Consider the following 24,400-nt stretch of genomic DNA (forward strand, 5'->3'; position numbering starts at 1 on the left):
TCTGTAGTGAGTCAAAACGACAATGGCATGTTAAGCAGTACGAGCTTGGTGTTTGACAACGCCGGACACTTGCGCGGCAGTTACGACAAATTGCACCTATTTGATGTAGAAGTGGCCGATGCCCACGGACGGTATTGCGAGTCTGACTACTTTGAGGCCGGTGACCGTCTCGCCACACTCGATACGCCCTTTGGCTGCCTTGGATTAAGTATCTGCTACGATGTTCGTTTTGCACCCATGTATCAAGCGCTACGCGCCCAAGGTGCCGATATCATAACCGTGCCAGCGGCCTTTACCCGCGTGACCGGTCAAGCGCATTGGGAAACCTTGTTGCGGGCGCGAGCAATAGAAACCCAATGCTGGGTAATTGCGGCAGGGCAGTGTGGTGAGCATAGTAAAGGACGCCAAACCTGGGGGCACTCGATGATCATCGATCCCTGGGGACAGGTCGTGGCGTCGCTGGGGAGTGAGCCCGGCGTGACCTGGGCTGAGCTTGATTTAAGCATGGGGGAATCCATTCGGCATAAGATGCCCGTACTGTCTCATACCCGGTTGCAAAGCCAACTGAAATAGCGCACCCTCGGCGCGTTATCTTTTTTCTCGGCTGCCGGCTCGGCAGCCACAACCAAGAGTAAACGAATGAGTCTGGAACAGGTCGAAGAAACCTTGCTGCGCCCGGCGGGCGTGAGTGAGTCGCAACTGCATGCGACACTGGCGCACCTGAGCGGTCGTCAGATTGACTACGGTGATATTTTCTTCCAATCCACCTGGCATGAATCCCTCGCCTTGGAAGACAGCATCATTAAAGACGGTTCATTTAATATCGACCGCGGGGTCGGTGTGAGAGCGATCAGCGGTGAAAAAACCGGATTTGCCTATTCGGATCAGCTCACCCCCGATGCCTTGATGCAAAGTGCCACTGCAGCACGTGGGATTGCCCCGGCTGGCGGGCACGGCAAAGTGAGCGCGTTTTCTGCGGTGCAAGCAAGGCCGTACTATGGTCCCATTGATCCGCTCGCGAGCCTAACCCGCGAGCAAAAAATCGCTCTACTCAAAGAAATAGACAGCTACATCCGTGCCAAAGAGCCACGGGTGAAAGAAGTGAATGCCAGCCTAAACGGCCTTTATGAGCAAGTGCTGGTGGCCGCCACCGATGGCACCTATGGCGCCGATATTCGTCCATTGGTTCGCTTGTCGGTTTCTGTATTGGTTGAACAAGATGGACGCCGTGAACGCGGCAGTGCGGGGGGCGGTGGCCGTTATGGCTATGACGTATTCTTGCAAGAGGATGCAGGTAAGTCACGCGCGCTGCAGTTTGCCGATGAAGCGATTCGCCTAGCCCTGGTAAACCTGCGCGCCGACGCGGCACCGGCAGGGACCATGCCCGTGGTGTTGGGGGCCGGCTGGCCAGGCGTCTTATTGCATGAAGCGGTCGGACACGGCTTAGAAGGAGACTTTAACCGAAAAGAGTCATCGGTATTTACCGGTCGCCTTGGCGAGCAGGTCACCTCACCGCTGTGTACCATTGTTGATGATGGCACCATGAATGATCGCCGCGGCTCAATGAGCATCGATGATGAGGGGGTGCCGGGTCAGTACAATGTGTTAATCGAAAAGGGTGTGCTCAAAGGCTATATGCAAGATAAGCACAATGCCAGCCTCATGGGCGTCGCACCCACCGGTAATGGCCGTCGTGAGTCGTATGCGCATCTGCCGATGCCGCGGATGACCAATACCTACATGCTAGGCGGTGAAAGCTCGCCAGCGTCGATGATTGCCAGCGTGGAGCGTGGCTTATACGCGCCAAACTTTGGCGGCGGTCAGGTCGATATTACCTCGGGTAAGTTTGTTTTCTCCACCTCAGAGGCTTACCTGATTGAAAACGGTGAACTGACCACGCCAGTGAAAGGGGCGACCTTAATTGGCAGCGGCGTCGAAGCGATGCAGCAAGTCTCTATGGTGGGGAATGATTTGGCCATCGACCCCGGTGTCGGGGTGTGTGGTAAAGCCGGACAAAGTGTTCCAGTGGGGGTTGGCCAGCCGACCTTGAAGCTGGATGCGATGACAGTCGGAGGCACTGAGTCCTAAGTCTGCACGCCAGTGCGGGGCACTGGCGTGGCATTTTATAGGCTTTGGTCGTAAAAGCTTTTGAGATACTGGAAAATCTCGCGATACGCCTTGGACGGTTTGTTTTGCTGCTGCTCTTTTTTAGCCTGGCGTGCTAGCTGACGTAAACGTTGACGATCGGCATCAGGGTACAGCAACAGCACATCGCTAATCGCACTGTCGCCTTGGTCAATGATGCGGTCACGCAGTTGCTCAAGCTTGTGAAGCTCGACCGTTTGCTGAGCATGCTTATTTTGCAACTTATCAAGCGCTGCCTGAATCGGCTCAGGGTCACGAGAGCGCATAAGCTTGCCAACATATTGTAGTTGGCGACGGCGCGCTTCGTTCTTCAAGCGTTGGGCGTCTGTAATCGCGCTGAGCAAGTCATCGTCGAGCGGGAATTTTTCTAACACGGCTGGTTTGAGTTTGACCAGTGCTTCGCCAAGTTCTTGCAAGGCAAGCATATCGCGTTTCATCTCGGACTTGCTGACCCAGATGATCTCTTCCTCTTCCTCCCAGGGAGCGGGTTTATTTTTACGGCCCATGTTCAACCTCAGTGAGAATGTGCAATGACACGTATGTTAACAAGAAATGCGCCCAAACGCGGGCTTTTTTATCATAGGCGCGTGGCGCTGAGTGTGTCGAACTTGAATGCGAATCAAAAAGGTCAACTATGAGTGTGAAACAACAAGTCGCCGAGCAAGAGCAGCAACTTCGTCAAGCTGTCAGCCGTGCGCTCGACATGGCATCGGCCAAAAGTGACCAGGCGGAAGTGGCGATTACCAAAAGTACCGGCATCAGCGTCAGCTCGCGGATGGGCGAAGTCGAGAACGTGGAGTTCAATCAAGATGGTGCCCTTGGGATCACCGTTTACCGGGATCAGCGCAAAGGCAGCGCATCCACCACTGATTTGTCGGACAAAGCGATCGCGAAAACCGTTGAAGCGGCGCTTGAGATCGCAAGCTATACTTCGCCGGATCCTTTCGGAGGCCCAGCACCTAAAGCGTTAATGGCCTTTGACTATCCTGACCTCGATTTATTCTATCCCGATGAGCCCGAGCCGGATACCGCCGCCGCGTTGGCGATTGAAGCCGAGCAAGCGGCACTGAGCCATGACAGCCGAATCAAGTTCAGCGATGGTGCCAGCTATGACAGCCACTATGGGGTGCGTGTGTATGGCAACAGTCATGGCATGCTCGGCAGTTATCCCTCGAGCCGCCAAGCGCTAAGCTGCTCAGTGATAGCGGAGAGTGACGCAGGGATGGAGCGTGACATGAGCTACACGGTGGCACGGGACAAAGCGGACTTATGGACACCGGCCTTTGTGGGAGTCGAAGCGGCCAAACACGCTGTGGCGCGCTTAAACCCACGCAGTGTGGCGACATGCCAAGTGCCAGTGATGTTCGATCGCAGTGTGGCTACTGGGCTGTTTGGCCATTTGGTGATGGCGATCAGCGGTTCAGCGCTTTACCGCAAGTCCTCTTTCTTATTGGATAAGAAAGGCGAGCAGATCTTCCCAGATTGGCTCACCATCAACGAGTTACCCCATGTACGAAAAGGCGCCGCGAGTGCACCCTTTGATAGTGAAGGAGTGATCACACAAGACAGGCGCATCATTGAAAAGGGGGTATTAAACACCTATCTCGCCACCAGTTATGCCGCGCGTAAGCTAGGCATGGAACCAACCGGCCATGCCGGCGGCATTCACAACTGGTACGTGAGCCACACCGGCCAAGATGCCGATGCCATGCTAAAAACCTTAGGCACGGGGTTATTGGTGACTGAGTTGATGGGACAAGGAGTGAACCCAGTGACTGGCGATTACTCACGCGGTGCCGCTGGTTTTTGGGTGGAAAATGGCGAGATCCAATACCCGGTGAGCGGGATCACCATTGCCGGCAATCTTAATGAGATATTTGCTAACATTGTCGCGATTGGTACCGATATCGAGACGCGCAGCCAAATTCAAACCGGCTCAGTGATCATTGATGGCATGAAGGTGGCCGGAGAGTAACGCCTCGGTCAGCCACCCATTCCTGACGGAGAGACCACCAAGCACGTGTATCGTGCTTGGTGTTTTTTTATCCGGCGATAAAGGCCAGTAACAGCACACCCAATACCAAGCGGTAGATCACGAAGGGTAACATGCCCACCCGTGTCACCAGCTTTAAAAAGGCGTGAATACACGCGTAAGCACTGACAAACGACACCAATAGCCCAACACCGATCGCATCCATGGCCACCGGCTCTGGGCTGGTCGCCAATTGCAGCCCCAGATAGGAGCCAGCGAGGGTAATGATAGGAATCGACATCAAAAACGAAAATCGTGCCGCGGCTTCGCGCGTATAACCGAGCATTAATGCCGCAGTGATGGTGGCGCCTGAGCGCGACGTCCCAGGAATCAAGGCAAGGGCTTGCGCCACACCTATCAGTACGGCGCGGTAGGGCGTGGTTTGATACTCATCGCATGTTTGGGTCGCTTTGCGATCCGCCCACCACAATAAGCCACCAAAAATCAGTGTGGTTGCCGCGATTACCCAGGCCGTACGCAGGTAAAGCTCGATCACGTCTTTTAAAAACAAACCGGCCACACACGCTGGGATCGTGGCTAAGACGATCATCCATGCCAATTGACTATCCGAGCTGTGCTCACCCTTGAGAGAGGCAAAAAAGGCTTTAAGGAGATTCCACACTTCACGGCGAAAATACCCCACCACTGCCGCCAGTGTGCCGACGTGTACAGCAACGTCAAAGGCAAGGCCCTGATCGGCCCAGCCAAAAAGCTGTGAAGGCAGAATAAGGTGCGCGGAGCTAGAAATAGGAAGAAACTCGGTTAATCCTTGAATCAAGGCCAAAAAAAAGGCTTCAAAGAGGCTCATGGTGCTTAAATATCCTTCAAATACGTTGGCGTCTCAATCGGCCATAGTGGTTGGTCTTGGTCAAAGGTCTGCCAAAGCTGGGCGAACGTCCGGCCATCGCCAGGAATGGCTTGGTCAGGGCAGAGCTCGGCGAGTGGCCACAGGGTAAAGGCAAATTTGTAGATATCATTGCGTGGCAACGTTGGCCCTTTTGCCTGGCAGTGTTCGCCAAAGGTGAGTAGGTCTATGTCTATGGTGCGATCGCGGCATTTGGGGTCGTTGCGCTCTCTTCCTTGTTGCGATTCAATGTCACGAACGGCTTGCCAAAAGTCGTGCAACGGAAGCGAGGTGTGAAGCTCGGCAATCAGGTTGTAAAAGTGAGGGCCTTCAAACCCGACTGGTTCGGCTTCAAAAATGCGGGAAAAGCGACAGTGTGGGTCAAGCTGGCGCAAGGCTTTAACGGCCTGTTCGATGTGATAATCGCGCTCGATATTAGAGCCGATACTAAGTAATGCTTGTGTCACCGTGTGCCTCGCTCTATGACTACACCCACGTTACGAGCCTGAGCGACTGCGCCTGGCTTGGCCACCCGCACTCTAATCCAGCTGACGCCAAACTGGGTTTGAATTAATTGAGCAACCTCTTCCGCCACGCGTTCGATCAACGCACAGCGGCTGGCCTGTACATGGGCGATAACCGCCTCACTGATACTGGCATAATCAAGCGCTAGCGCCACGTCATCCTGCTGGGCGGCGGGTTGATTATCGTGCGCCATGTCAATATCGAACACCAACTTTTGCTGGATGGTTTGTTCCCAATCGTAGACACCGATAGTGGTGTACACGTCGAGTTGCTCTATGAATACGGAATCCATGTTTTTTCACACTCCGTGACAGGTCGGATACCACTGTGGTAAGAAAGTTCGTATTATTGGATGTGTTCATTGACAGATGGATACGCAATGCGTTCCGATCCATGATAGGTTTATCGATGAACGTCGGCGCACTATAGCAACGAATGCGGCACAAACTCTAGGGATTTCACATGACTGCACTGGCCATTGCCATCATCATCGCTGCCTACTTACTTGGCTCTGTGTCCAGTGCCGTGTTGGTTTGTCGCGCGTTTGGCTTGCCAGACCCAAGAGATCAAGGGTCGAAAAACCCAGGGGCGACGAACGTTTATCGTCTCGGTGGGCGCTTTGCTGCGGCCTGGGTGCTGCTGTGTGACATGCTAAAAGGGATGATCCCCGTTTGGCTAAGCTACCTGATTGGCATTAATCCATTTCTACTGGGCCTTATCGCCATTGCGGCCTGTCTAGGACATATTTACCCGGTCTTTTTCCATTTCCGTGGCGGCAAAGGGGTGGCGACCGCACTGGGCGCCATGGCCCCGATTGGTTTGAGCTTAACTGGCCTGCTAGTGGTGACCTGGGGGGTGGTGCTTGTGTTGACGGGCTACTCGTCACTCAGTGCGATTGTGACAGCGATCGTCGCCCCGCTATTTACCTGGTGGATAAAGCCGCAATTTACCATGCCCGTTGCCATGCTTTCGTGTTTGATTTTGTTTCGTCACTACGACAATATCCGGCGCTTGCTGGATGGTGATGAAAAACCCGTGCTTCTTGGTTGGTGGCGACGTTAGCGACGGGTGAGGGGCAGGTTACGCTAGCGCGTTCGCAGCAAAAAAGGCAGCCTCAGGCTGCCTTTTGTCTGTCTGGTTTGACCAACGACTATGCGTCGGTTTCGACCGCGGCAAGCGTGTCGAGTGGCCAACGTGGCTGGGCTTTTACACCGAGACCCAGATGCTCGCCGTTTTTAAGCCGCTGCATGCCCGCGTAAGCGATCATTGCGCCATTATCGGTACAAAACTCAGGACGAGGATAGAACACATCGCCGCCGCGCTTTTGCGTCAGCGCCTCCAGCTTTTCCCGTAAATGACGGTTGGCACTCACGCCGCCCGCGACCACTAAGCGATTCAGACCGCACTGATCGAGCGCTCGCTTACACTTAATAGCTAAGGTATCGACCACGGCATCTTGAAACGCATAAGCAATATCGGCGCGCGTTTGTTCGTCCGTCTCATTAGCGGCGATGGTATTGGCGGCAAAGGTTTTTAAGCCGGAGAAGCTAAAGTCTAACCCGGGGCGATCGGTCATCGGGCGTGGAAAAGTAAAACGGCCGTGGGTGCCGTTTTCTGCCAATTTCGACAGCAAGGGGCCGCCGGGATAATCGAGATTCATCAGTTTGGCCGTTTTATCAAACGCCTCACCGGCGGCGTCGTCAATTGACTCACCAAGAATGCGATATTGACCAATCCCTTTCACTTCGACCAGCTGTGTATGTCCGCCAGAGACCAATAAAGCAATAAATGGAAACGGCGGCGGGTTATCTTCTAGCATCGGGGCGAGAAGGTGACCTTCCATATGGTGAACGCCCACCGCGGGGACTTGCCATGCATAGGCCAGACTGCGTCCAATGGTTGAGCCAACCAGCAAGGCACCGACTAGGCCGGGGCCCGCGGTATAAGCAATTCCATCAATCTGAGCGGGGGTGAGGTTTGCCTCCGCCATGGCCGCTTTAATCAGCGGCAAGGTTTTTTTAACATGATCGCGCGAGGCAAGTTCAGGCACCACGCCACCATAATCAGCGTGAAGCTTGACTTGGCTGTAAAGTTTATGTGACAGAAGGCCCGCTTGGTCGTCGTAGATGGCGACGCCGGTTTCGTCACAAGATGTCTCTATGCCTAGAATGCGCATCATAACCTCAGAATAACAGCCGATAGATGGAGTGCTTACAGTCATGCTTCACGTATTATTGTGATGACCAAAGCGAAGAAGACAGTGTCAGCGCAGGCTGACCGTGCGCGCAATCTTACATGGCTTAGAAGTAATTCGCCAGATGCGCTTTACAATCACCCCCTATTCGGATTAGAATTTCGCACCATTTTTAATCAAGGCTGGCCAATTGTTCGCCAGCAGTAACTGACAACCCCCGAGGTGAAAGGCACATGCCAGTAGTTAAAGTACGTGAAAACGAACCATTTGACGTAGCACTGCGTCGCTTTAAGCGCTCTTGTGAGAAAGCCGGTATTCTTTCTGAAGTTCGTCGTCGTGAGAACTATGAAAAGCCAACGACCGTTCGCAAACGCGCTAAAGCTGCCGCTCAGAAGCGTCACCTGAAGAAGTTGGCCCGCGAAAACCAACGCCGCGTACGTCTGTACTAATAAAGACAGATTCAGGAAGGTGCTATGGAATTGCTTGAACGTCTAAAAGACGCCCAAAAAACGGCGATGAAACAAAAAGACAAGGCGCGTCTCGGGACGCTTCGCCTTGTGATGGCAGCGATTAAACAGCAAGAAGTGGATACCCGTCAGTCGCTTAGCGACGAAGCTATCCTGGCTGTGCTGACCAAAAATGTGAAGCAGCGCCGTGATTCCGTAGCCCAGTACCAAGCAGCCGGTCGTGATGATCTTGCCGAGACAGAGCTTGCCGAGATTGCGGTGATAGAAGAATTTCTACCCCAACCGTTAAGCGATGACGAGGTCGATGCATTGGTGAAAGCAGCGGTTGAGAAAGCCGGTGCATCGTCAATGCAAGACATGGGCAAAGTCATGGGGGTATTAAAACCTCAGGTTCAAGGCCGTGCTGATATGGGAAAAGTAAGCCAGCGTGTTAAAGCACACCTAGGCTAGTCTTTTTCCACTCTATAACAAGCCGTGCTTTCCTCATTTGGACGGCGCGGCTTGTTTGCTTCTCTCCCTATAAATTTCAGGTTATGGCAGGCAGAATCCCGCGCGCATTCATTGATGACTTGCTTTCACGTCTCGACATCGTTGAGATCATTGATGCACGGGTCAAGCTCAAGAAAAAAGGCAAAAACTACAGTGCCTGTTGCCCTTTCCATAACGAAAAGACGCCTTCATTCAGTGTAAGCCAAGACAAGCAGTTTTATCACTGCTTCGGATGTGGTGTGCACGGCAATGCTATCGACTTTGTGATGGAATTCGAGCGACTGGAGTTTCCTGATGCCATCGAAGAGCTCGCCAGCACCTTAGGCTTAGAGGTACCTCGTGAGCAAACCGGGGGCGGCAACACGCGTCCGAGTATGCCCAGTGATGACAAGCGTCAGATCTACGAGATGATGGAAGCCATTGCGCGTACCTACAGTGGCGAACTACGCACTGATGCGGGGCAAGTAGCCATTGATTACCTAAAACAGCGTGGTCTATCCGGCGAAGTAGTTAAGCAATTTGGTATTGGCTTTGTCCCGGATAAATGGGACACCATTAAGCGCCGCTTTGGTCGCAATCAAGCTGATATTCGTCAGTTGCTCACCGCTGGCATGTTGATTGAGAACGATAACGGCCATAGCTACGACAGATTCCGTGGCCGCGTGATGTTCCCAATCCGTGATCGCCGTGGGCGAGTAATCGGTTTTGGTGGCCGTGTATTAGGGGATGGCACCCCCAAATACCTTAACTCGCCAGAAACGCCGATTTTCCATAAAGGGCGTGAGCTATACGGCTTGTATGAGGTGATGCAACGCTATCGCCATCCCGAGCGTATACTCGTGGTAGAAGGGTACATGGACGTGGTCGCGTTGGCGCAATTTGGCGTAGATTATGCGGTGGCCTCCTTGGGCACCTCGACCACGGGCGAACATATTCAAACCCTTTTCCGGCAAACCGGTACTATACTGTGTTGCTACGACGGCGATAGAGCGGGACGCGATGCCGCTTGGCGGGCGATGGAGCAAGCGCTGCCTTATATCCACGATGGCCGCCAGTTAAAATTTATGTTTTTGCCTGACGGTGACGACCCGGACTCTATCATCCGCCAAGAAGGCAAAGAAGGGTTTGAGCAGCGTCTGGGCGAGGCGCAGAGTTTATCGACCTTTATGTTTACCACCTTGCTCAAGCAGGTGGATACCAGTAGCCAAGAGGGGAAAGCCAAGCTGGCGAATTTGGCGGTGCCGCTGATTGAAAAGGTGCCGGGTGATACCTTGCGGCTTTATTTGCGTAATACCCTAGGACAGAAGCTGGGGATTATGGATGATCATCAGCTTGATACCCTGATTCGTCGTCAGGGTCAGCCGGTGAAAGTGCATGGTCAACAGGACATTAAGCGCACGCCGATGCGTGAGGTGATTGCGCTGTTAGTGCAGTACCCCAAACTCGGCCAAGAAGTGCCGCCGTTGCCATCGGCCGATACCATTGATTTACCCGGGTTAGCGTTGTTAAACCCCATCCTTGAGATTTGCCGACAGCGCCCCCATATCACTACCGGTCAGTTGCTAGAGCACTGGCGGGGAACCAAGCAAGAAGCCTTGCTAGCCCGGTTGGCTGGCTGGGATCTACATGTTGACGATGAAAATGCGTCAGAACTTTTTTGCGATTCACTGGATAAAATACTCGCCCAGTGTGTCGAACAACAAATAGCCAAGTTGCAAGCGAAGTCAAATACCGTCGGCTTATCAGTCGAAGAGAAGCGGGAACTGATGCTACTGATACAGAGCCAGTCCGTTTAGAAAGTAGCCAGCAAAGGTGACATTTGTTAAAATTGGCGGTTTGCGTTTCCGCATACTAAATTCTTCACTCAGACCCGAAGTTGGATATCGTCTATGGATCAAAATCCGCAGTCACAGCTGAAGTTGCTTGTCGCAAAAGGCAAGGAGCAAGGCTATCTGACCTATGCCGAAGTTAATGACCACCTCCCGGAAGACATTGTCGATTCCGACCAAATAGAAGACATCATTCAGATGATTAACGACATGGGCATTCAAGTGGTGGAATCCGCCCCTGATGCCGATGAGCTAATGATGTCAGAAACCGTGGCCGACGAAGACGCAGCCGAAGAAGCGGCGGCGGCACTTTCTAGCGTGGAGAGTGAAATCGGTCGCACCACGGATCCTGTTCGCATGTATATGCGAGAAATGGGCACGGTTGAGCTGTTGACCCGTGAGGGTGAGATCGATATCGCCAAGCGTATCGAAGACGGCATCAACCAGGTGCAGTGTTCGGTGGCAGAATATCCGGCCTCGATTGCCTCACTGCTTGATCAGTTCGATAAAGTGGAAGCGGAAGAGCTTCGCTTAACCGACATTATTTCTGGTTTTATCGATCCAGACCAGGATGACGTCGCACCCACGGCGACCCATATCGGCTCCGAGCTCAGCGAAAAAGAGCTTGATGACGAAGATGATGAAGACGAAGAAAAAGACGATACCGACGAAGACGATGAGAGTGATGAAGATGTTGGTATCGATCCTGAACTGGCGCGTGAGAAGTTCAGCGAGCTTCGTCGTACCTATGCGGCGATGGAAACCGCGATCCAACAGTACGGTCGTTATGATGAACGCACTAAAGCGTCGATCGATGCGCTGTCTGAAACATTCAAGCAGTTCCGTCTGATCCCCAAGCAGTTTGATCGTCTGGTTAATGACATGCGTCAAACCATGGACAAGGTGCGCACCCAAGAGCGTTTGGTGATGCGTCTTTGTGTCGATCAGGCCAAAATGCCGAAGAAAACCTTCGTGCAACTGTTTGCGGGCAATGAGTCATCGGATGCCTGGATTGACGAAGCGCTAAACTCTGGCAAGCCTTACGCAGAGCGTGTGGCGCGTTATGAAGAAGATCTTCGCCGCTGTGTGCAGAAGCTGAAGATCATCGAAGAAGAGACGGGCTTGTCGGTCGAGCGGATCAAAGACATCAGCCGTCGCATGTCTATCGGTGAAGCGAAAGCACGCCGTGCGAAAAAAGAAATGGTTGAGGCCAACCTACGTCTGGTTATTTCGATTGCTAAGAAATACACCAACCGTGGCCTACAGTTCTTGGACCTTATCCAGGAAGGTAACATTGGCTTGATGAAAGCGGTCGATAAGTTTGAATATCGCCGTGGCTATAAGTTCTCAACCTATGCGACCTGGTGGATCCGTCAGGCAATCACGCGCTCGATTGCGGACCAAGCGCGAACCATCCGTATTCCGGTGCACATGATTGAGACCATCAACAAGCTCAACCGTATTTCGCGTCAGATGCTGCAGGAAATGGGCCGAGAGCCGTTGCCTGAGGAGCTGGCTGAACGGATGTTGATGCCGGAAGATAAAATTCGCAAGGTATTGAAGATCGCTAAAGAGCCGATCTCGATGGAAACCCCAATCGGTGATGACGAAGATTCACACCTGGGTGACTTTATCGAGGACACCACCTTGGAGCTACCGATGGATTCGGCGACGTCGAACAACCTTAAGATGGCAACCAATGATGTGCTGGCCGGTCTGACACCGCGTGAAGCGAAAGTCCTGCGTATGCGCTTTGGTATTGAAATGAATACCGACCATACCCTGGAAGAAGTGGGTAAGCAGTTTGATGTGACCCGTGAGCGTATTCGCCAGATTGAGGCGAAAGCGCTGCGTAAGTTACGTCACCCAAGCCGCTCTGAGACATTGCGTAGTTTCTTGGACGAGTAATGACGCGGTTTCAAGCAACTCAATGAGAAAGGCGAGCCAGACGGCTCGCCTTTTTTATGCGACAGAGGCTAAGTAATAAATAAGGTAGCCAGCCCCAAAAAGGCGAGCAGGCCAACCACATCGGTGACCGTGGTCAGCGCCATGCCCCCTGCCAGTGCCGGATCGATATTGTACTTTTTCAGCAACGTCGGTATCGCTACCCCAGCAATACCTGCGACAAACAGGTTAACCATCATCGCGCCTGAGATGATCAAGCCTAGCTCAATATTGCCTTTCCATAACACCACCACACCGCCAATGATCATCGACCACACTAGGCCGTTAATCATGCCAACAGTGGCTTCTTTGGCCAATAGCCAGCGGGTGTTGGAATCACCAATATGGCCCACAGCCAGGCCGCGAATCACCAAGGCGACGGTCTGGTTACCGGCCACACCGCCCATGGAGGGGACAATGGTCATCAACACCGCAATCGCCGCCATTTTATCCAGGGTCCCTTCAAACATGTTGGACACCGAGGCCGCGGTTAACGCTGCCAACACATTGATCCCTAGCCAAATACTACGGCGACGCGCACTTTTAAACGCGGGGGCAAAGGTGTCTTCCTCGTCATCAAGACCTGCCATGCTCATCATCGAGTGTTCAGCGTCTTCACGAATAATGTCCACCACATCATCAATGGTGATCCGGCCAACCAAGTGATTATGCTCATCCACCACGGGCGCAGAGACCCAATTACGGCGTTCAAACAAGCTGGCGACATCCCCGTCGTCCATGGTGACACTGATCGCTTCATCCGGGGCATCCATGATGTCAGCGATATCGGTATCCGGCTGGTTAACCAACAGGGCACTGATCGGCAAGTTACCAATCAAGCGGCCGTTGGGGTCGATCACATACAGGGTATCTGTGGTGTCGGGTAACTCACCGCGCATCCGCAAATAGCGCAATACCACATCCACGGTGACATCATCACGGATAGTGATGACGTCCGTGTTCATGATCCCGCCAGCGGACTCCTCGGGGTAAGAAAGGGCTTGCTGTACCCGCGTCCTGTCTTGGGCGTCCATTTCCGCCAGCACGTCTTGGGACACGTCTTGCGGTAGGCTGCGGAGCAAGTAAGCCACATCATCGGTTTCCATCCCCTCCGTCGCTGCCGCGAGCTGATCAGGGGCCATGCGAACCATGATGCCGTCTTTCACATCTTCTGATAGCTCATCAAGGATCTCGCCTTGATCTTCAGGATCGGTGAGCTGCCAAAGCACTAGACGGCCTTTCGGTGGAGAGGCCTCTAAAAGGTGTGCTATGTCTTCTGGCTCCATGTCCTCGAGCATACGGCGTACGCGAACGAACATCCCTTGCTCGAGCAATTGAGTGACTTCTTGGAGCCGTTGGTGGGTTAGGTTACTTTGTTCTTGTTCTAGTGTTTCTGCCATCGGCCACTCCCCCAAATGCAATGACTAAAATTCTAACCCAATCAGGGGAGTCTGTCGCATGACAAATCGGTTATCGGCGGGATTTAGCGCGATTCAACGCGCTGGTCTGCGCAGTGGCACAGAAGGGGAGACGATTAGCTGTCTTCGTCGAAGCCGGCTTCAAATAATGCTTTCACGGCATCGAGAGCAGGCGATGCTTGTGGGCCAGTGGCTGAAACGGTAATGGTTTCACCTTGCGCCGATTCCAGCATCAGCATCGCCATCACACTGTCGGCCGTCGCGGATTTATCCGCGCTTTGCAGTATCACATCAGCATCATAATCTTGCATCAGTTCCACTAATTTGATCGCCGCGCGCGCATGCAAGCCTAAGCGGTTACGAATACACACTTGAGCCGATATCGAGGTCACTGTTTTTGCTCCAAGGTACGGTGACGTGTTTGCACTTGCTCGCCCAGCTCCTGAAAATAATCCGATAAGTATTGCGCGACATACACCGAGCGGTGTTTGCCCCCAGTACAGCCAATCGCCACGGTGACATAACTACGGTTGTTATTTTTAAGCGCAGGTAACCAAGACTCGAGAAACCCTTTAATCTGCGCCACTAACATGGCCACGTCAGGCTGGGCGGCAAGAAACATACGCACCGGTTTTTCCAAGCCAGTATGAGGGCGGAGCGCGGGCTCCCAGTGTGGATTGGGGAGAAAGCGAACATCAAACACATAATCGGCATCGGCAGGCAAGCCATGTTTAAAGCCAAAAGATTCAAACACCATCACCAAATCACTACTGGTGCGACCTAGCACCAATGAACGTACGGACTCACTTAAGTCGTGAATCGACAAGCCCGTGGTGTTAATCACCCGATCCGCGTGCTCTTTAATCGGCGCCATCTGCTGACGCTCGGCCAAAATGGCTTGCTCTAAAGAAAGGTTTTGGCGAGACAGTGGATGCAACCGACGCGTTTCACTGAAGCGTTTAATCAGATCTTTATCGTCGGCGTCTAAATAGTACACAGTAACATCGCAGATGTCGCGCAGCGCAGCCAAGGTGTCGGCAACCGGTTCTTTAGCGTTAGGGAAATTGCGAATATCGAGACTGACCGCAATCTTGGCGTCCACATCGTCTTGAGAGACCACAAAGTCACGCAGTAAGTTGACGGGCAGGTTATCAACGCAGTAATAGCCAAGATCTTCCAGCACCCGCAATGCCACTGACTTTCCTGAGCCGGAACGGCCACTAACAATTTTTAGCATCATAGTTCGCTCCCGTCAGCATTGCCCATTATTGGGTAATGATATTGTACAGCTCTTGGTCTGAATTAGCATTGCGCAGTTGACGACACAGCTTTTTGTCATTCAACTTCTCGGCAATCGCGGACAGGGTTTGCAGGTGTACCTTACACTGTTCGTCGGGCACCAGTAGCGCGAACAGCAGATCGACAGGCCGTTTGTCCACCGCATCAAACTCAATGGGCTGGGCGCATTGTAGCAGCACCCCCACGGCATGTTGGCTATCGAGTGTGCGACCATGGGGAATGGCAATCCCCGCTCCTATGCCGGTCGTCCCCAGCTTTTCGCGACTTAGCATGCATTCAAACAAGGTTTGTGCGTTGGTGCCTAGCTTGTCCGCAGCAACCTGGCTGATAATTTCCAGTGCGCGTTTCTTGCTAGAGCAGTGGACGGCACTGCGGGTGCAGTCCACTGACAGTACTTCTTTAAGTTCCATAGCTTAGTGCTGTTTGAGCTTTTCTTTGTGTTTACTCAGTTGCTTGACCAGCTTATCGGTCAGCCCATCGATGGCCGCATACATATCATGCGATTGTGCTTTTGCATGGATCTCCCCGTTGTTGACGTGGAGCGTTGCTTCTGCAATCTGGTCGAGCTTTTGGACATTCAGTACAACATGGACATTATTAATGTGCTCGAAAAAGCGCTCGAGTTTAGCAAACTTGGTCTCCACATACTCGCGTAGTGGTGGCGTGACGTCGACAGACTGTCCGGTCAGATTGATTTGCATACACACTTTCCTTCTGTTGAGGCGCCTATAGTAGACGCTTACGCTGGTTTGACGGTGCAATACCTAGAGATTCTCGGTATTTAGCAATGGTCCGTCGTGCAACTTTAATGCCTTGCTCGGCCAGCAATGTGGCAATCTTACTGTCGCTGAGCGGTTTGTTAGCCGGCTCGTCAGCGACCAATTTTTTGATCAGTGCGCGAATCGCCGTGGATGAGCACTCGCCGCCATTGTCGGTACTGACATGACTAGAGAAAAAGTATTTCAGCTCGAAAATACCGCGTGGCGTATGCATGAACTTTTGGGTGGTCACACGGGAGATGGTCGATTCATGCATATCGACATCCAAGGCGATGTCGTTAAGTACCATCGGCTTCATGGCCTCTTCCCCATACTCAAAGAAGTCATGCTGATGTTCGACAATACAGCGCGCTACCTTCAGCAAGGTGTCATTGCGGCTCTCGAGGCTTTTGATCAGCCACTTGGCTTCTTGCAGGTGTGAGCGAATAAACTGGCTATCAGAAGGGCTACACCCATTACGGCCATAGGCGGCGTATTGCTCATTCACTTTTAGTTTGGGCACACTATCTGGGTTGATTTGAACTACCCACTGACCTTGATGCTTAAACACGGAGACATCAGGGACGACGTATTCGGCCTCGTTGGTCACAATCAAGTTACCTGGGCGTGGCTCGAGGCTATGAATCAATTGCATCACGGATTTAAGCTCAGGCTCTTTTAGCCGGGTTTCACGCATCAACTGGCGATAATCACGGTTGGCGAGCAAGTCCATGTGTTCGGTGAGCACCTTCCGCGCGTCGTCCAGCCAAGGGGTATCGGCGTCGTAGGTTGCCAGTTGCAGCATCAAGCACTCTTGCAGTGTGCGAGAGGCAACGCCTAGGGGATCAAAATGCTGCACGCGTTTGAGCACCGCTTCGACTTCGTCAAGCTCAATCTCTTCGCTGCCTAAGCTATCGAGGATCTCTTCGGTACTCACTGACAGGTAACCTTGATCGTCCACCGCATCAATGATCGCCATCGCAATCACCTGATCGTTTTCCGAAAAAGGCGTCAGCTCGAGCTGCCATTTTAAGTAGTCGTAAAGCGTTTGGGTGGTTTCGCCTTGATAAACTGGTTGGTCGTCGTATCCGCTGGCACCTGCGCCCGTGTTGCCCGTGCCAGCCGAGTAGAGATGATCCCAGGTAGTATCGACCGGGAGATCGTCTGGCATTTCGTTCTTTTCAAACGCGTCAGAGGCTTCCATGGTGTCCGCGCTGGCGGTTGCAGTTTCTTGTGCGTCCGCGTCTTTATCATGGGATGGCTCGTGCTGAGTGGCCTCTTGCTCTTGGCCCTCGTCATGCTCCAACAGCGGGTTACTTTCCAACGCTTCTTGGATTTCCTGTTGCAAGTCCAGCGTCGATAGTTGCAACAGGCGGATCGCCTGTTGCAACTGCGGTGTCATTGCGAGTTGTTGTCCAAGCTTAAGCTGAAGCGTGGGTTTCATAGAGGCGGTACACCTTTCCTTATTTCAACGACCGAAGAGGTTAAAAACGCTTGCTCTGGCTAACAGGGCAAGCGCTCTTTAGTAACTATAGCCTTGATTGGCAGTTTGTAGCGTGAGCCAGTCCACTATATTTTATCCGAACACGCTCACCAAGCTGGCATGATCGGGCGCACTAGAGTTTGAATTGATCACCCAAATAGACCCGTTTGACATGCTCATCATTAAGCACTTCATCAGGGGTGCCGTGTGCAATCAAGTGTCCTTGGCTGACAATGTAAGCATGTTCACAGACACTGAGCGTTTCGCGCACATTGTGGTCGGTGATCAATACGCCTAAGCCACGATCACGTAAATGCTCGATGATTTTCTTAATATCGATCACCGATATCGGATCGACCCCGGCAAAGGGCTCATCCAGCAAAATAAATTTCGGATTGGCGGCCAATGCACGCGCGATTTCTACCCGACGGCGTTCACCGCCGGATAAGGCCATCCCCAAGCTGTCACGGATATGCTGGATATTAAACTCATCGAGCAAATCTTCTGCCTTGTCTTGGCGCTCTTCTTTGCTTAGCGACTTACGGGTTTGTAGCACAGCCATCAGGTTATCGTAGACGCTCAGCTTACGAAATATCGACGCCTCTTGTGGCAAGTAGCCGATCCCCAAGCGTGAGCGGTTATGCATCGGCTGAATGCTGATGTCTTTGTCATCGATATAGATGGCCCCTTCGTCACGAGCGACCAAGCCGACAATCATGTAAAACGAGGTGGTTTTACCCGCACCGTTAGGGCCTAAAAGACCAACAATTTCACCGGATTTCACTTCTAAGCTGACATCGGCGACCACCTTTCGCCCTTTATAACTTTTGGCCAGATTGGCCGCTGTGAGTGTTGCCATGTCGCCTCTTATTGCTCGTCTGACGTGGATGCATCCTGAGAGGATGACGACTTGGTGCTCGGCTGCAAAATCGTGGTGACGCGTTTGGTGCTATCACTTTCTGCCACAAGCTGTTGCTTGTCGATTTCATAGGTGATCACGTTGCCTTCCACCTGATTGCCACTTTGCTCAAGCATCGCATTGGTCGACATTTTAAGAAATTCATTGCCTACTTCGTAGCGCAGCTTGTTGGCTTCGCCATGAATCTCTTTGCCATCGTCCATGGTTTGCTCAAACGTGGCCGGCTTGCCATAGGCTTCGATGGTTTCATCTCCCTCTTGGCCCTCCGGGCGAATCACGATCAGTTTATCAGCCAAGATTTTAATGCTGCCTTGGGTCAGGACCACATTCTGGGTAAAGGTCACCGTGTTGGTGGCCATATCCAGGTGCTGGCTTTCTGACTCTATATAAATAGGTTGCTCAGTATCACTGCTAAGAGCCAGTGAGTAATGCGACAGTAGCAACATGGCACCTGCCAGCGCTTTAACGAGGGGTCGTTTCATATCGGCCTCTAACATCGTCTAACAATTCCATCTGGTGGTTACCGAAATTTCCTTTCACTCGTTGACCTTTGGTTTGAAAACGGGTGCCGGTGATCGTCGTCGGACTCTCAGACCAAAAATCTCGCGTGGTGAGATTCAAGGTCACCGAATCAGTGGCTACCGAATCTATTTGTGCATTCGGTAGTAGGTTAAAAATGCGCACGTTGCCCGTCATGGTCAACAGATGGTCATCGGACAATATTGCGTAGTCTGCACTCACCCGCCACTCTTCCTCTGTGCCTGCTTTGTACGTCCACAGAACGGGCTCATTAAAGTGGGTTTCATCAATCTTGGCATAATGCTCAAGATGCTTGGCGTGTACGGTGTAGCTGCGCACACCATCCGCATCATATTGCACAGTTTGGATCGCTTCGCCAGTAAAAAGCGGCTTTTCGGCATCAGGGGTAACCTGTTGTACTTGCTGCCAGCCATGCTGAACCAATAGATAGTAACCGCTTACGCTACAAAGCACGACCAATAGAAGCAGGCCAAGCCGCCGGATCATAAACTCAAGCCCTTGTGTTGGTCGAGTTCACCACGCGCCTCTAACATGAGATCGCACACTTCACGCACGGCGCCGAAGCCACCGCCTGTTTGCGTGACAAAGTGCGCGCGACGCTTAAGGAGTGGATGACCATCCGCGACACAGCAGGCAAGCCCGACTTTCTCCATCACCGGCCAATCAATTAAGTCATCGCCCATATAGGCGGTGTGGGCGGGTAAAACATCAACATGGCGGCACAAGTCTTGATACGCCGAAAGTTTATCACTTTGTCCTTGATACACATGTTGGACACCGAGCGCCTGCATGCGGTTCGCGACAATCTGCGATTGGCGGCCAGTGATCACCGCGACCTCAATGCCGGCATTCATGATCGATTTGATGCCATACCCATCACGGGTGTGGAACGCCTTGAGCTCTTCGCCATGATTGCCCATGTAAACGCGACCATCGGAGAACACGCCATCAATATCACAAATCAGCAACTTTATCGCCGCGGCACGTTGAAATACGTCGGCGGCTACAGGGCCATAAAGGGTGTCAATCACAGTGGAAGCCATTACATTACTCCGGCTTTTAAAAGGTCATGCATGTTAAGGGCGCCAAGCAGCTGGCCGTTTTTGGCAACCAGCAACCCGTTAATTTTACGCTCTTCCATGAGTTTGAGTCCTTCTGCCGCCAGCAGTTCCGGCTCAATGGTGACCGGATTTTTCGACATCACCGAACCGATGGTGGTGGTGTGCAGGTCAATGCGCATATCCAGCAAGCGGCGCAAATCACCATCGGTAAACACGCCCGTGAGTTGCCCATGACTATCAACAATCGCTGTCATACCCAGGCCTTTTTCCGACACCTCTAAAAGTGCATCACGGACGGTGGCGGTTTCCTTTACCATGGGCAAGCGCGCGTCTTGGTGCATCAAATCACTGATACGTAATAATAGCTTACGCCCCAGTGCACCGCCGGGGTGGGAGAGGGCGAAATCGTTCGCGGTAAAGCCTCTGGCTTGCATTAATGCCATCGCAAGGGCATCACCCATCACTAAGGTCGCCGTGGTGCTGGAGGTAGGGGCCAAGGCCAATGGACAGGCCTCCTGTGGTACATGAATGTTCAAGTTGACCTTTGCCAGCTGGCCCATACTGGAATTGGGGTTGCCGGTCATACACACCAGTGGGATCCCGAGGCGCTTAATCACGGGCAGCAGGGTTAAAATTTCACCCGCCTCACCCGAGTTAGAAATAGCAAGGACCACATCACCTTGGTGAATCATGCCCAGATCGCCGTGGCTGGCTTCCCCTGGGTGGACAAAAAACGCCGGTGTGCCCGTGCTCGCCAATGTCGCGGCAATTTTTTTACCAATATGACCGGATTTACCCATGCCCATGACCACGACTTTGCCGGTGGCGTGCAAAATAAGCTCGCATGCGGCCTCGAAGTGAGCATCAATTGCCGTTTTTAGTTGCGCAATCGCGTCCTGCTCAATGTTGAGCACATCAAGTCCGGCGCGGCGAAAATCAAAACTGTAATCACTCATACTTGTGTCCGTTTAGGCTGCCGCATTCACAAACAGGTAGCCCTGATAGCTGATATAGCAAAGGAGAAAAACAGCGCCTTCGATGCGGTTGATACTGCGTGATTTGCCGAGTGCAAACACCAGCAACATGATAGACAGCACCAACATAATATAATAATCGCGGCTCATGGCATACTCACTGATCGCCGAGGGATTGAGTAACCCTGGGATCCCCATCACCGCGAGAATATTGAACACGTTCGAGCCGATGATGTTGCCGACAGCCAAATCATCTTCCCCTTTCATAACCCCGGCTATCGACGCGGCGAGCTCAGGCAAGCTGGTACCAATGGCGATGATGGTTAAGCCAATCACTAAATCGCTCATGCCAAAGTACTGCGCAATGGTCACCGCCGAGTCGACCACTTGATCCGAGGAGACGAGCAGTAACGGTAAGCCGATAATGATCCACAATACGGCTTTTAGATTGCTGACATCATTAGGGATATCCGATTGCTGGTCGGCAAGAATCGGATCAGTGCCGCCAGAATCTTTGCCAATTTTCAGCATCATTAAGATGAAAATCACAAATAAGGTGAACAGTCCCACCCCTTCAAAAAAGCCTAGGTGGTTGTTCCAAAGCAGCACCCCAGCCAATACGGTGACCCCTAGCATCAAAGGCAGCTCGCGGCGAATAATGGTCGAGCCGATAGAAAGGGGCTTGATCAACGCGGTAAAGCCGAGGATTAACGCGATGTTGGCGATATTCGAGCCCAACACATTTCCTACGGCGGTGTCGGTTTTATCCGCTAAGGCAGCATTGGCCGATACCATCATCTCGGGGGCGGAGGAGCCCATGGCCAGAATAGTCATCCCGATCACCAGCGGAGAGACGCCGTAGTTTTTCGCGATTGCTGCCGCGCCGAACACTAATCGGTCGGCACTCCACACTAGCACGATGAGTCCAACAATGAGTATGGCAACCGCTATGACCATGACACCTATCCTTTGCGTTTATTGATTGGGTTCAAATGAGGTGCAATTCTGACGGCTAACGGGGTAAATGTGAAGCGAAAAGCCCGTGGTTTAGCGATGAAATCAGCGATTTCATTCATCAACATGAGAGTTGTCGCCGTGAAACGGTCGCCATGAAATGGTCGCCATGAAAGAACACGATAAAACGATAGCCACGAAAGGATGGCTAGCCATACAGAGGCTGTCGGCAGTGATTATTGGCTGACCGGGATCGCGTTTGGCAATACCTGGGCGTACTTGGCGTTACATTTACCGGACGTAAGCTGACCGATGTCTGACACGAAAAGCGAAAAGAAGCTGCTATTATCAGGGATAAGTCACGTCCTGCGGGCGCTGAGGTGCGGCGTGGCTTGTGTTAGGGTGGGTGACGCCTTATTATCAGCCACTTCATTTTGTTCCTTTATAACCATGAGATGCGGCCATGGCAGCACAGAGCCTGATAGATATCAGTGGGATGACTTTCTCACGGGGCAATCGATGCATTTTTGACAATATTGATTTGCAAGTGCCACGTGGCCAGGTAACCGCGATCATGGGGCCATCAGGCATTGGCAAAACCACCTTGCTACGTTTGATTGCCGGTCAGCTTAAACCGGATGCGGGCGAGATTGTGTTTGATGGTCACGCCATTCCTACCTTGGGACGACGCAAGTTGTTTGAAGTCCGTCAGCGTATGAGTATGCTGTTCCAATCAGGGGCGCTGTTTACCGATATGTCGGTGTTTGACAATGTCGCCTTTCCGCTGCGCGAACATACCGATTTAGACGAGTCATTGATCCACACCGTCGTGATGCTTAAGTTAGAAGCGGTGGGGCTGCGTGGTGCACACGACTTAATGCCCAGTGATCTGTCTGGCGGCATGGCACGTCGTGCAGCACTCGCACGCTCGATAGCCCTCGATCCTGAACTGATTTTGTTTGATGAGCCCTTTGTCGGCCAAGACCCGATTACCATGGGCGTACTGGTCACCTTGATCCGCCAACTCAACCAAGCACTAGGGTTGACCTGTGTGGTGGTCTCACACGATGTCCCTGAGGTGATGAGCATTGCCGATCAGGTTTATTTACTGGCCGATAGCCGCATTATCGCCAGTGGCTCGCCCCAGTCGCTGCGTGACAACCCTGATCCTTGGGTCAAACAATTTTTAGAAGGCCATGCCGATGGCCCTGTGCCTTTTCGCTACCCCGCTGGCGAGTTAACGCAGGAGATTTTCCGGTGATCAGAACACAAATTGAAGATGTGGGCCGCCGGGCGATGCGTGTGGCCGAGTCCATGGGCCGTGCAACCTTTGTGATGGCAGGCGCACTGATTGGCCGTCCGCAGCCAAGCAAAACCTTTCCATTGTTGGTCAAACAGCTTTATTCGGTAGGCGTGCGCTCACTGGCGATCATCATGGTGTCCGGCTTATTTATTGGCATGGTACTGAGCTTGCAAGGCTATCTGGTGTTGTCAGACTTTGGCGCGGAAACCAGCCTTGGGCAAATGGTGGCCTTGTCGCTGCTGCGTGAGCTTGGCCCCGTGGTGACCGCCTTGCTGTTTGCCGGACGCGCCGGGTCAGCACTGACCGCCGAAATAGGCTTGATGAAAGCCACCGAGCAGCTCTCTAGCCTTGAAATGATGGCGGTCGACCCGCTACGCCGAGTGATTGCCCCGCGTTTTTGGGCGGGCGTAATCGCCATGCCACTGCTGGCCGTGATTTTTATGCTGGTGGGCATTTGGGGCGGCGAGTTAGTTGGCGTCGACTGGAAAGGCATTGATCACGGCAGTTTCTGGTCAGTGATGCAAGCGTCGGTTGATCTGGGTTATGACGTGGGCAACGCCCTGATCAAAAGCGTGGTGTTTGCGGTGGCTGTGACCTGGATTGCGCTTTTTAACGGCTATGATGCCACGCCGACATCGGAAGGGATCAGCCGCGCCACTACACGTACTGTGGTACATTCATCGTTGGCCGTGCTTGGCCTTGACTTTGTCCTTACTGCACTCATGTTTGGGAATTAATCATGCAACAGAGTCGTAAAACAGAATTTTGGGTAGGCTGCTTTGTCATTGCGGGCATTGCAGCGTTATTGGTCTTGGCGTTTCAAGTGGCAGACGTCCAACGTTGGGGGCGGGCGGATACCTATACCTTAACCGCTGAGTTCGACAATATTGGTGGTTTGAAAGTACGCTCACCCGTCAAGGTGGGCGGCGTGACGGTCGGCCAGGTCACCGATATTTCTTTGAATGCAGAGACGTATGTCCCTCAGGTCACCTTGCAAATAAACGCGGACGCCGGGCGCTTTCCGGAATCAAGTTCGGCCTCGATTTATACAGCGGGGTTATTGGGCGAGCAGTACATTGGTATTACCCCAGGTTTCGTGGATGAAGCCCTCGGCATTGGCTATCTCGAGGCGGGAGATAAAATTCAGGACACCAAATCGGCACTGGTGCTAGAAGACTTGATCGGTCAATTCCTCTACAGCATGGGTGACAAGGAGTAAACA

Annotated in this window: 28 protein-coding genes; 11 read left to right on the plus strand and 17 right to left on the minus strand. The window is 52.7% G+C overall.

Translation table 11 applies throughout. The features are described 5' to 3' along the window. Together BGL48_RS14270 and tldD are read left to right on the plus strand one after the other, a co-directional pair. The coding region (locus BGL48_RS14270; protein WP_069363290.1) for a carbon-nitrogen hydrolase family protein at nucleotides 1-573 on the plus strand (573 nt) is incomplete at its 5' end. A 66-nt stretch (nucleotides 574-639) separates the two neighbouring features. After that, complete coding sequence (tldD, locus tag BGL48_RS14275; protein ID WP_069363291.1) at nucleotides 640-2,088, plus strand: metalloprotease TldD; 1,449 nt, start codon at nucleotides 640-642, stop codon at nucleotides 2,086-2,088. Nucleotides 2,089-2,123: 35 nt separating this feature from the next. Here the strand turns inward: tldD and yjgA are convergent, their stop codons facing one another. Continuing rightward, nucleotides 2,124-2,651: a ribosome biogenesis factor YjgA gene (gene yjgA / locus BGL48_RS14280; RefSeq protein WP_069363292.1), complete on the minus strand. Its 528-nt coding sequence runs from the start codon at nucleotides 2,649-2,651 to the stop codon at nucleotides 2,124-2,126. A 128-nt stretch (nucleotides 2,652-2,779) separates the two neighbouring features. On the opposite strand from yjgA, the gene pmbA reads away from it, so the two are divergent. Next, nucleotides 2,780-4,120, plus strand: a complete 1,341-nt coding sequence (pmbA, locus tag BGL48_RS14285) for a metalloprotease PmbA (RefSeq protein ID WP_069363293.1) — start codon at nucleotides 2,780-2,782, stop codon at nucleotides 4,118-4,120. 67 nt (nucleotides 4,121-4,187) lie between these two features. Here the strand turns inward: pmbA and BGL48_RS14290 are convergent, their stop codons facing one another. The 3 genes from BGL48_RS14290 to folB are packed head-to-tail and all read right to left on the minus strand — an operon-like array spanning nucleotide 4,188 to nucleotide 5,838. After that, on the minus strand, nucleotides 4,188-4,985 hold the full coding sequence (locus tag BGL48_RS14290) for an undecaprenyl-diphosphate phosphatase (protein WP_069363294.1): 798 nt from the start codon (nucleotides 4,983-4,985) through the stop codon (nucleotides 4,188-4,190). A gap of 5 nt (nucleotides 4,986-4,990) precedes the next feature. Beyond that, on the minus strand, nucleotides 4,991-5,488 hold the full coding sequence (gene folK, locus BGL48_RS14295; RefSeq protein ID WP_069363295.1) for a 2-amino-4-hydroxy-6-hydroxymethyldihydropteridine diphosphokinase: 498 nt from the start codon (nucleotides 5,486-5,488) through the stop codon (nucleotides 4,991-4,993). Beyond that, nucleotides 5,485-5,838 (minus strand): dihydroneopterin aldolase, encoded by a 354-nt coding sequence (gene folB, locus BGL48_RS14300; protein ID WP_069363296.1) that lies wholly within the window; start codon nucleotides 5,836-5,838, stop codon nucleotides 5,485-5,487. Before folB ends, folK begins: the two co-directional genes overlap by 4 nt. Before the next feature lie 170 nt (nucleotides 5,839-6,008). Between folB and plsY the strand changes: the two genes are divergently transcribed. Beyond that, on the plus strand, nucleotides 6,009-6,608 hold the full coding sequence (gene plsY / locus BGL48_RS14305) for a glycerol-3-phosphate 1-O-acyltransferase PlsY (RefSeq protein ID WP_069363297.1): 600 nt from the start codon (nucleotides 6,009-6,011) through the stop codon (nucleotides 6,606-6,608). Between the two features lie 88 nt (nucleotides 6,609-6,696). On the opposite strand, the gene tsaD is transcribed toward plsY, so the two are convergent. Continuing rightward, on the minus strand, nucleotides 6,697-7,722 hold the full coding sequence (tsaD, locus tag BGL48_RS14310) for a tRNA (adenosine(37)-N6)-threonylcarbamoyltransferase complex transferase subunit TsaD (RefSeq protein WP_069363298.1): 1,026 nt from the start codon (nucleotides 7,720-7,722) through the stop codon (nucleotides 6,697-6,699). A gap of 251 nt (nucleotides 7,723-7,973) precedes the next feature. Between tsaD and rpsU the strand changes: the two genes are divergently transcribed. The 4 genes from rpsU (at nucleotide 7,974) to rpoD (ending at nucleotide 12,433) form a co-directional block, all read left to right on the plus strand. Then, nucleotides 7,974-8,189 carry a 30S ribosomal protein S21 gene (gene rpsU / locus BGL48_RS14315; RefSeq protein WP_046073901.1) on the plus strand — a complete coding sequence of 72 codons (216 nt, stop codon included), beginning with the start codon at nucleotides 7,974-7,976 and terminating at the stop codon, nucleotides 8,187-8,189. 24 nt (nucleotides 8,190-8,213) lie between these two features. Beyond that, complete coding sequence (locus BGL48_RS14320; RefSeq protein WP_069363299.1) at nucleotides 8,214-8,657, plus strand: GatB/YqeY domain-containing protein; 444 nt, start codon at nucleotides 8,214-8,216, stop codon at nucleotides 8,655-8,657. 83 nt (nucleotides 8,658-8,740) lie between these two features. After that, nucleotides 8,741-10,492 (plus strand): DNA primase, encoded by a 1,752-nt coding sequence (dnaG, locus tag BGL48_RS14325; protein ID WP_069363300.1) that lies wholly within the window; start codon nucleotides 8,741-8,743, stop codon nucleotides 10,490-10,492. Between the two features lie 93 nt (nucleotides 10,493-10,585). Further along, the gene (gene rpoD, locus BGL48_RS14330; RefSeq protein ID WP_069363301.1) at nucleotides 10,586-12,433 is read left to right on the plus strand and encodes an RNA polymerase sigma factor RpoD; all 1,848 of its coding nucleotides are present in this window, start codon (nucleotides 10,586-10,588) and stop codon (nucleotides 12,431-12,433) included. A gap of 68 nt (nucleotides 12,434-12,501) precedes the next feature. Here rpoD and mgtE read toward each other — a convergent pair whose 3' ends face one another. The 12 genes from mgtE to BGL48_RS14390 all read right to left on the minus strand — a co-directional run bounded on the left by mgtE (nucleotide 12,502) and on the right by BGL48_RS14390 (nucleotide 21,878). Then, the gene (mgtE, locus tag BGL48_RS14335; RefSeq protein ID WP_069363302.1) at nucleotides 12,502-13,869 is read right to left on the minus strand and encodes a magnesium transporter; all 1,368 of its coding nucleotides are present in this window, start codon (nucleotides 13,867-13,869) and stop codon (nucleotides 12,502-12,504) included. A 134-nt stretch (nucleotides 13,870-14,003) separates the two neighbouring features. After that, nucleotides 14,004-14,279: an HPr family phosphocarrier protein gene (locus BGL48_RS14340; protein WP_069363303.1), complete on the minus strand. Its 276-nt coding sequence runs from the start codon at nucleotides 14,277-14,279 to the stop codon at nucleotides 14,004-14,006. Beyond that, the gene (gene rapZ / locus BGL48_RS14345; RefSeq protein WP_069363304.1) at nucleotides 14,276-15,127 is read right to left on the minus strand and encodes an RNase adapter RapZ; all 852 of its coding nucleotides are present in this window, start codon (nucleotides 15,125-15,127) and stop codon (nucleotides 14,276-14,278) included. Before rapZ ends, BGL48_RS14340 begins: the two co-directional genes overlap by 4 nt. 25 nt (nucleotides 15,128-15,152) lie before the next feature. Beyond that, nucleotides 15,153-15,596: a PTS IIA-like nitrogen regulatory protein PtsN gene (ptsN, locus tag BGL48_RS14350; RefSeq protein ID WP_069363305.1), complete on the minus strand. Its 444-nt coding sequence runs from the start codon at nucleotides 15,594-15,596 to the stop codon at nucleotides 15,153-15,155. A gap of 3 nt (nucleotides 15,597-15,599) precedes the next feature. Continuing rightward, complete coding sequence (hpf, locus tag BGL48_RS14355) at nucleotides 15,600-15,887, minus strand: ribosome hibernation promoting factor (RefSeq protein WP_046073909.1); 288 nt, start codon at nucleotides 15,885-15,887, stop codon at nucleotides 15,600-15,602. Between the two features lie 25 nt (nucleotides 15,888-15,912). Next, the gene (locus tag BGL48_RS14360; protein ID WP_069363306.1) at nucleotides 15,913-17,388 is read right to left on the minus strand and encodes an RNA polymerase factor sigma-54; all 1,476 of its coding nucleotides are present in this window, start codon (nucleotides 17,386-17,388) and stop codon (nucleotides 15,913-15,915) included. 172 nt (nucleotides 17,389-17,560) lie between these two features. Then, entirely contained in the window at nucleotides 17,561-18,286 is a 726-nt protein-coding gene (lptB, locus tag BGL48_RS14365) for an LPS export ABC transporter ATP-binding protein (protein WP_046073911.1), read from the minus strand. A gap of 8 nt (nucleotides 18,287-18,294) precedes the next feature. Beyond that, nucleotides 18,295-18,828: a lipopolysaccharide transport periplasmic protein LptA gene (lptA, locus tag BGL48_RS14370; protein ID WP_046074202.1), complete on the minus strand. Its 534-nt coding sequence runs from the start codon at nucleotides 18,826-18,828 to the stop codon at nucleotides 18,295-18,297. After that, nucleotides 18,809-19,372, minus strand: a complete 564-nt coding sequence (lptC, locus tag BGL48_RS14375; RefSeq protein ID WP_069363307.1) for an LPS export ABC transporter periplasmic protein LptC — start codon at nucleotides 19,370-19,372, stop codon at nucleotides 18,809-18,811. Before lptC ends, lptA begins: the two co-directional genes overlap by 20 nt. Then, nucleotides 19,369-19,929, minus strand: coding sequence for a 3-deoxy-manno-octulosonate-8-phosphatase KdsC (gene kdsC, locus BGL48_RS14380; protein ID WP_069363308.1), 561 nt, complete (start codon nucleotides 19,927-19,929; stop codon nucleotides 19,369-19,371). The genes lptC and kdsC overlap by 4 nt, the downstream gene beginning before the upstream one ends. Next, entirely contained in the window at nucleotides 19,929-20,903 is a 975-nt protein-coding gene (locus BGL48_RS14385) for a KpsF/GutQ family sugar-phosphate isomerase (RefSeq protein WP_069363309.1), read from the minus strand. The genes kdsC and BGL48_RS14385 overlap by 1 nt, the downstream gene beginning before the upstream one ends. A gap of 12 nt (nucleotides 20,904-20,915) precedes the next feature. Further along, complete coding sequence (locus BGL48_RS14390) at nucleotides 20,916-21,878, minus strand: calcium/sodium antiporter (RefSeq protein ID WP_069363310.1); 963 nt, start codon at nucleotides 21,876-21,878, stop codon at nucleotides 20,916-20,918. Nucleotides 21,879-22,338: 460 nt separating this feature from the next. Between BGL48_RS14390 and mlaF the strand changes: the two genes are divergently transcribed. Genes mlaF through mlaD form a run of 3 tightly spaced genes read left to right on the plus strand, consistent with a single transcriptional unit; the run spans nucleotide 22,339 to nucleotide 24,397 of the window. Further along, a complete protein-coding gene (mlaF, locus tag BGL48_RS14395; protein ID WP_069363311.1) occupies nucleotides 22,339-23,136 on the plus strand; it encodes a phospholipid ABC transporter ATP-binding protein MlaF in 798 nt (265 codons plus the stop codon). After that, a complete protein-coding gene (mlaE, locus tag BGL48_RS14400) occupies nucleotides 23,136-23,915 on the plus strand; it encodes a lipid asymmetry maintenance ABC transporter permease subunit MlaE (protein WP_369801985.1) in 780 nt (259 codons plus the stop codon). The genes mlaF and mlaE overlap by 1 nt, the downstream gene beginning before the upstream one ends. A gap of 2 nt (nucleotides 23,916-23,917) precedes the next feature. Continuing rightward, on the plus strand, nucleotides 23,918-24,397 hold the full coding sequence (gene mlaD, locus BGL48_RS14405) for an outer membrane lipid asymmetry maintenance protein MlaD (RefSeq protein WP_069363313.1): 480 nt from the start codon (nucleotides 23,918-23,920) through the stop codon (nucleotides 24,395-24,397). The last annotated feature ends 3 nt before the right edge of the window (nucleotides 24,398-24,400 follow it).

This window comes from Salinivibrio sp. SS3, from assembly GCF_001722105.1.
In the GTDB taxonomy this organism is placed as follows: Bacteria; Pseudomonadota; Gammaproteobacteria; order Enterobacterales; family Vibrionaceae; genus Salinivibrio; species Salinivibrio kushneri.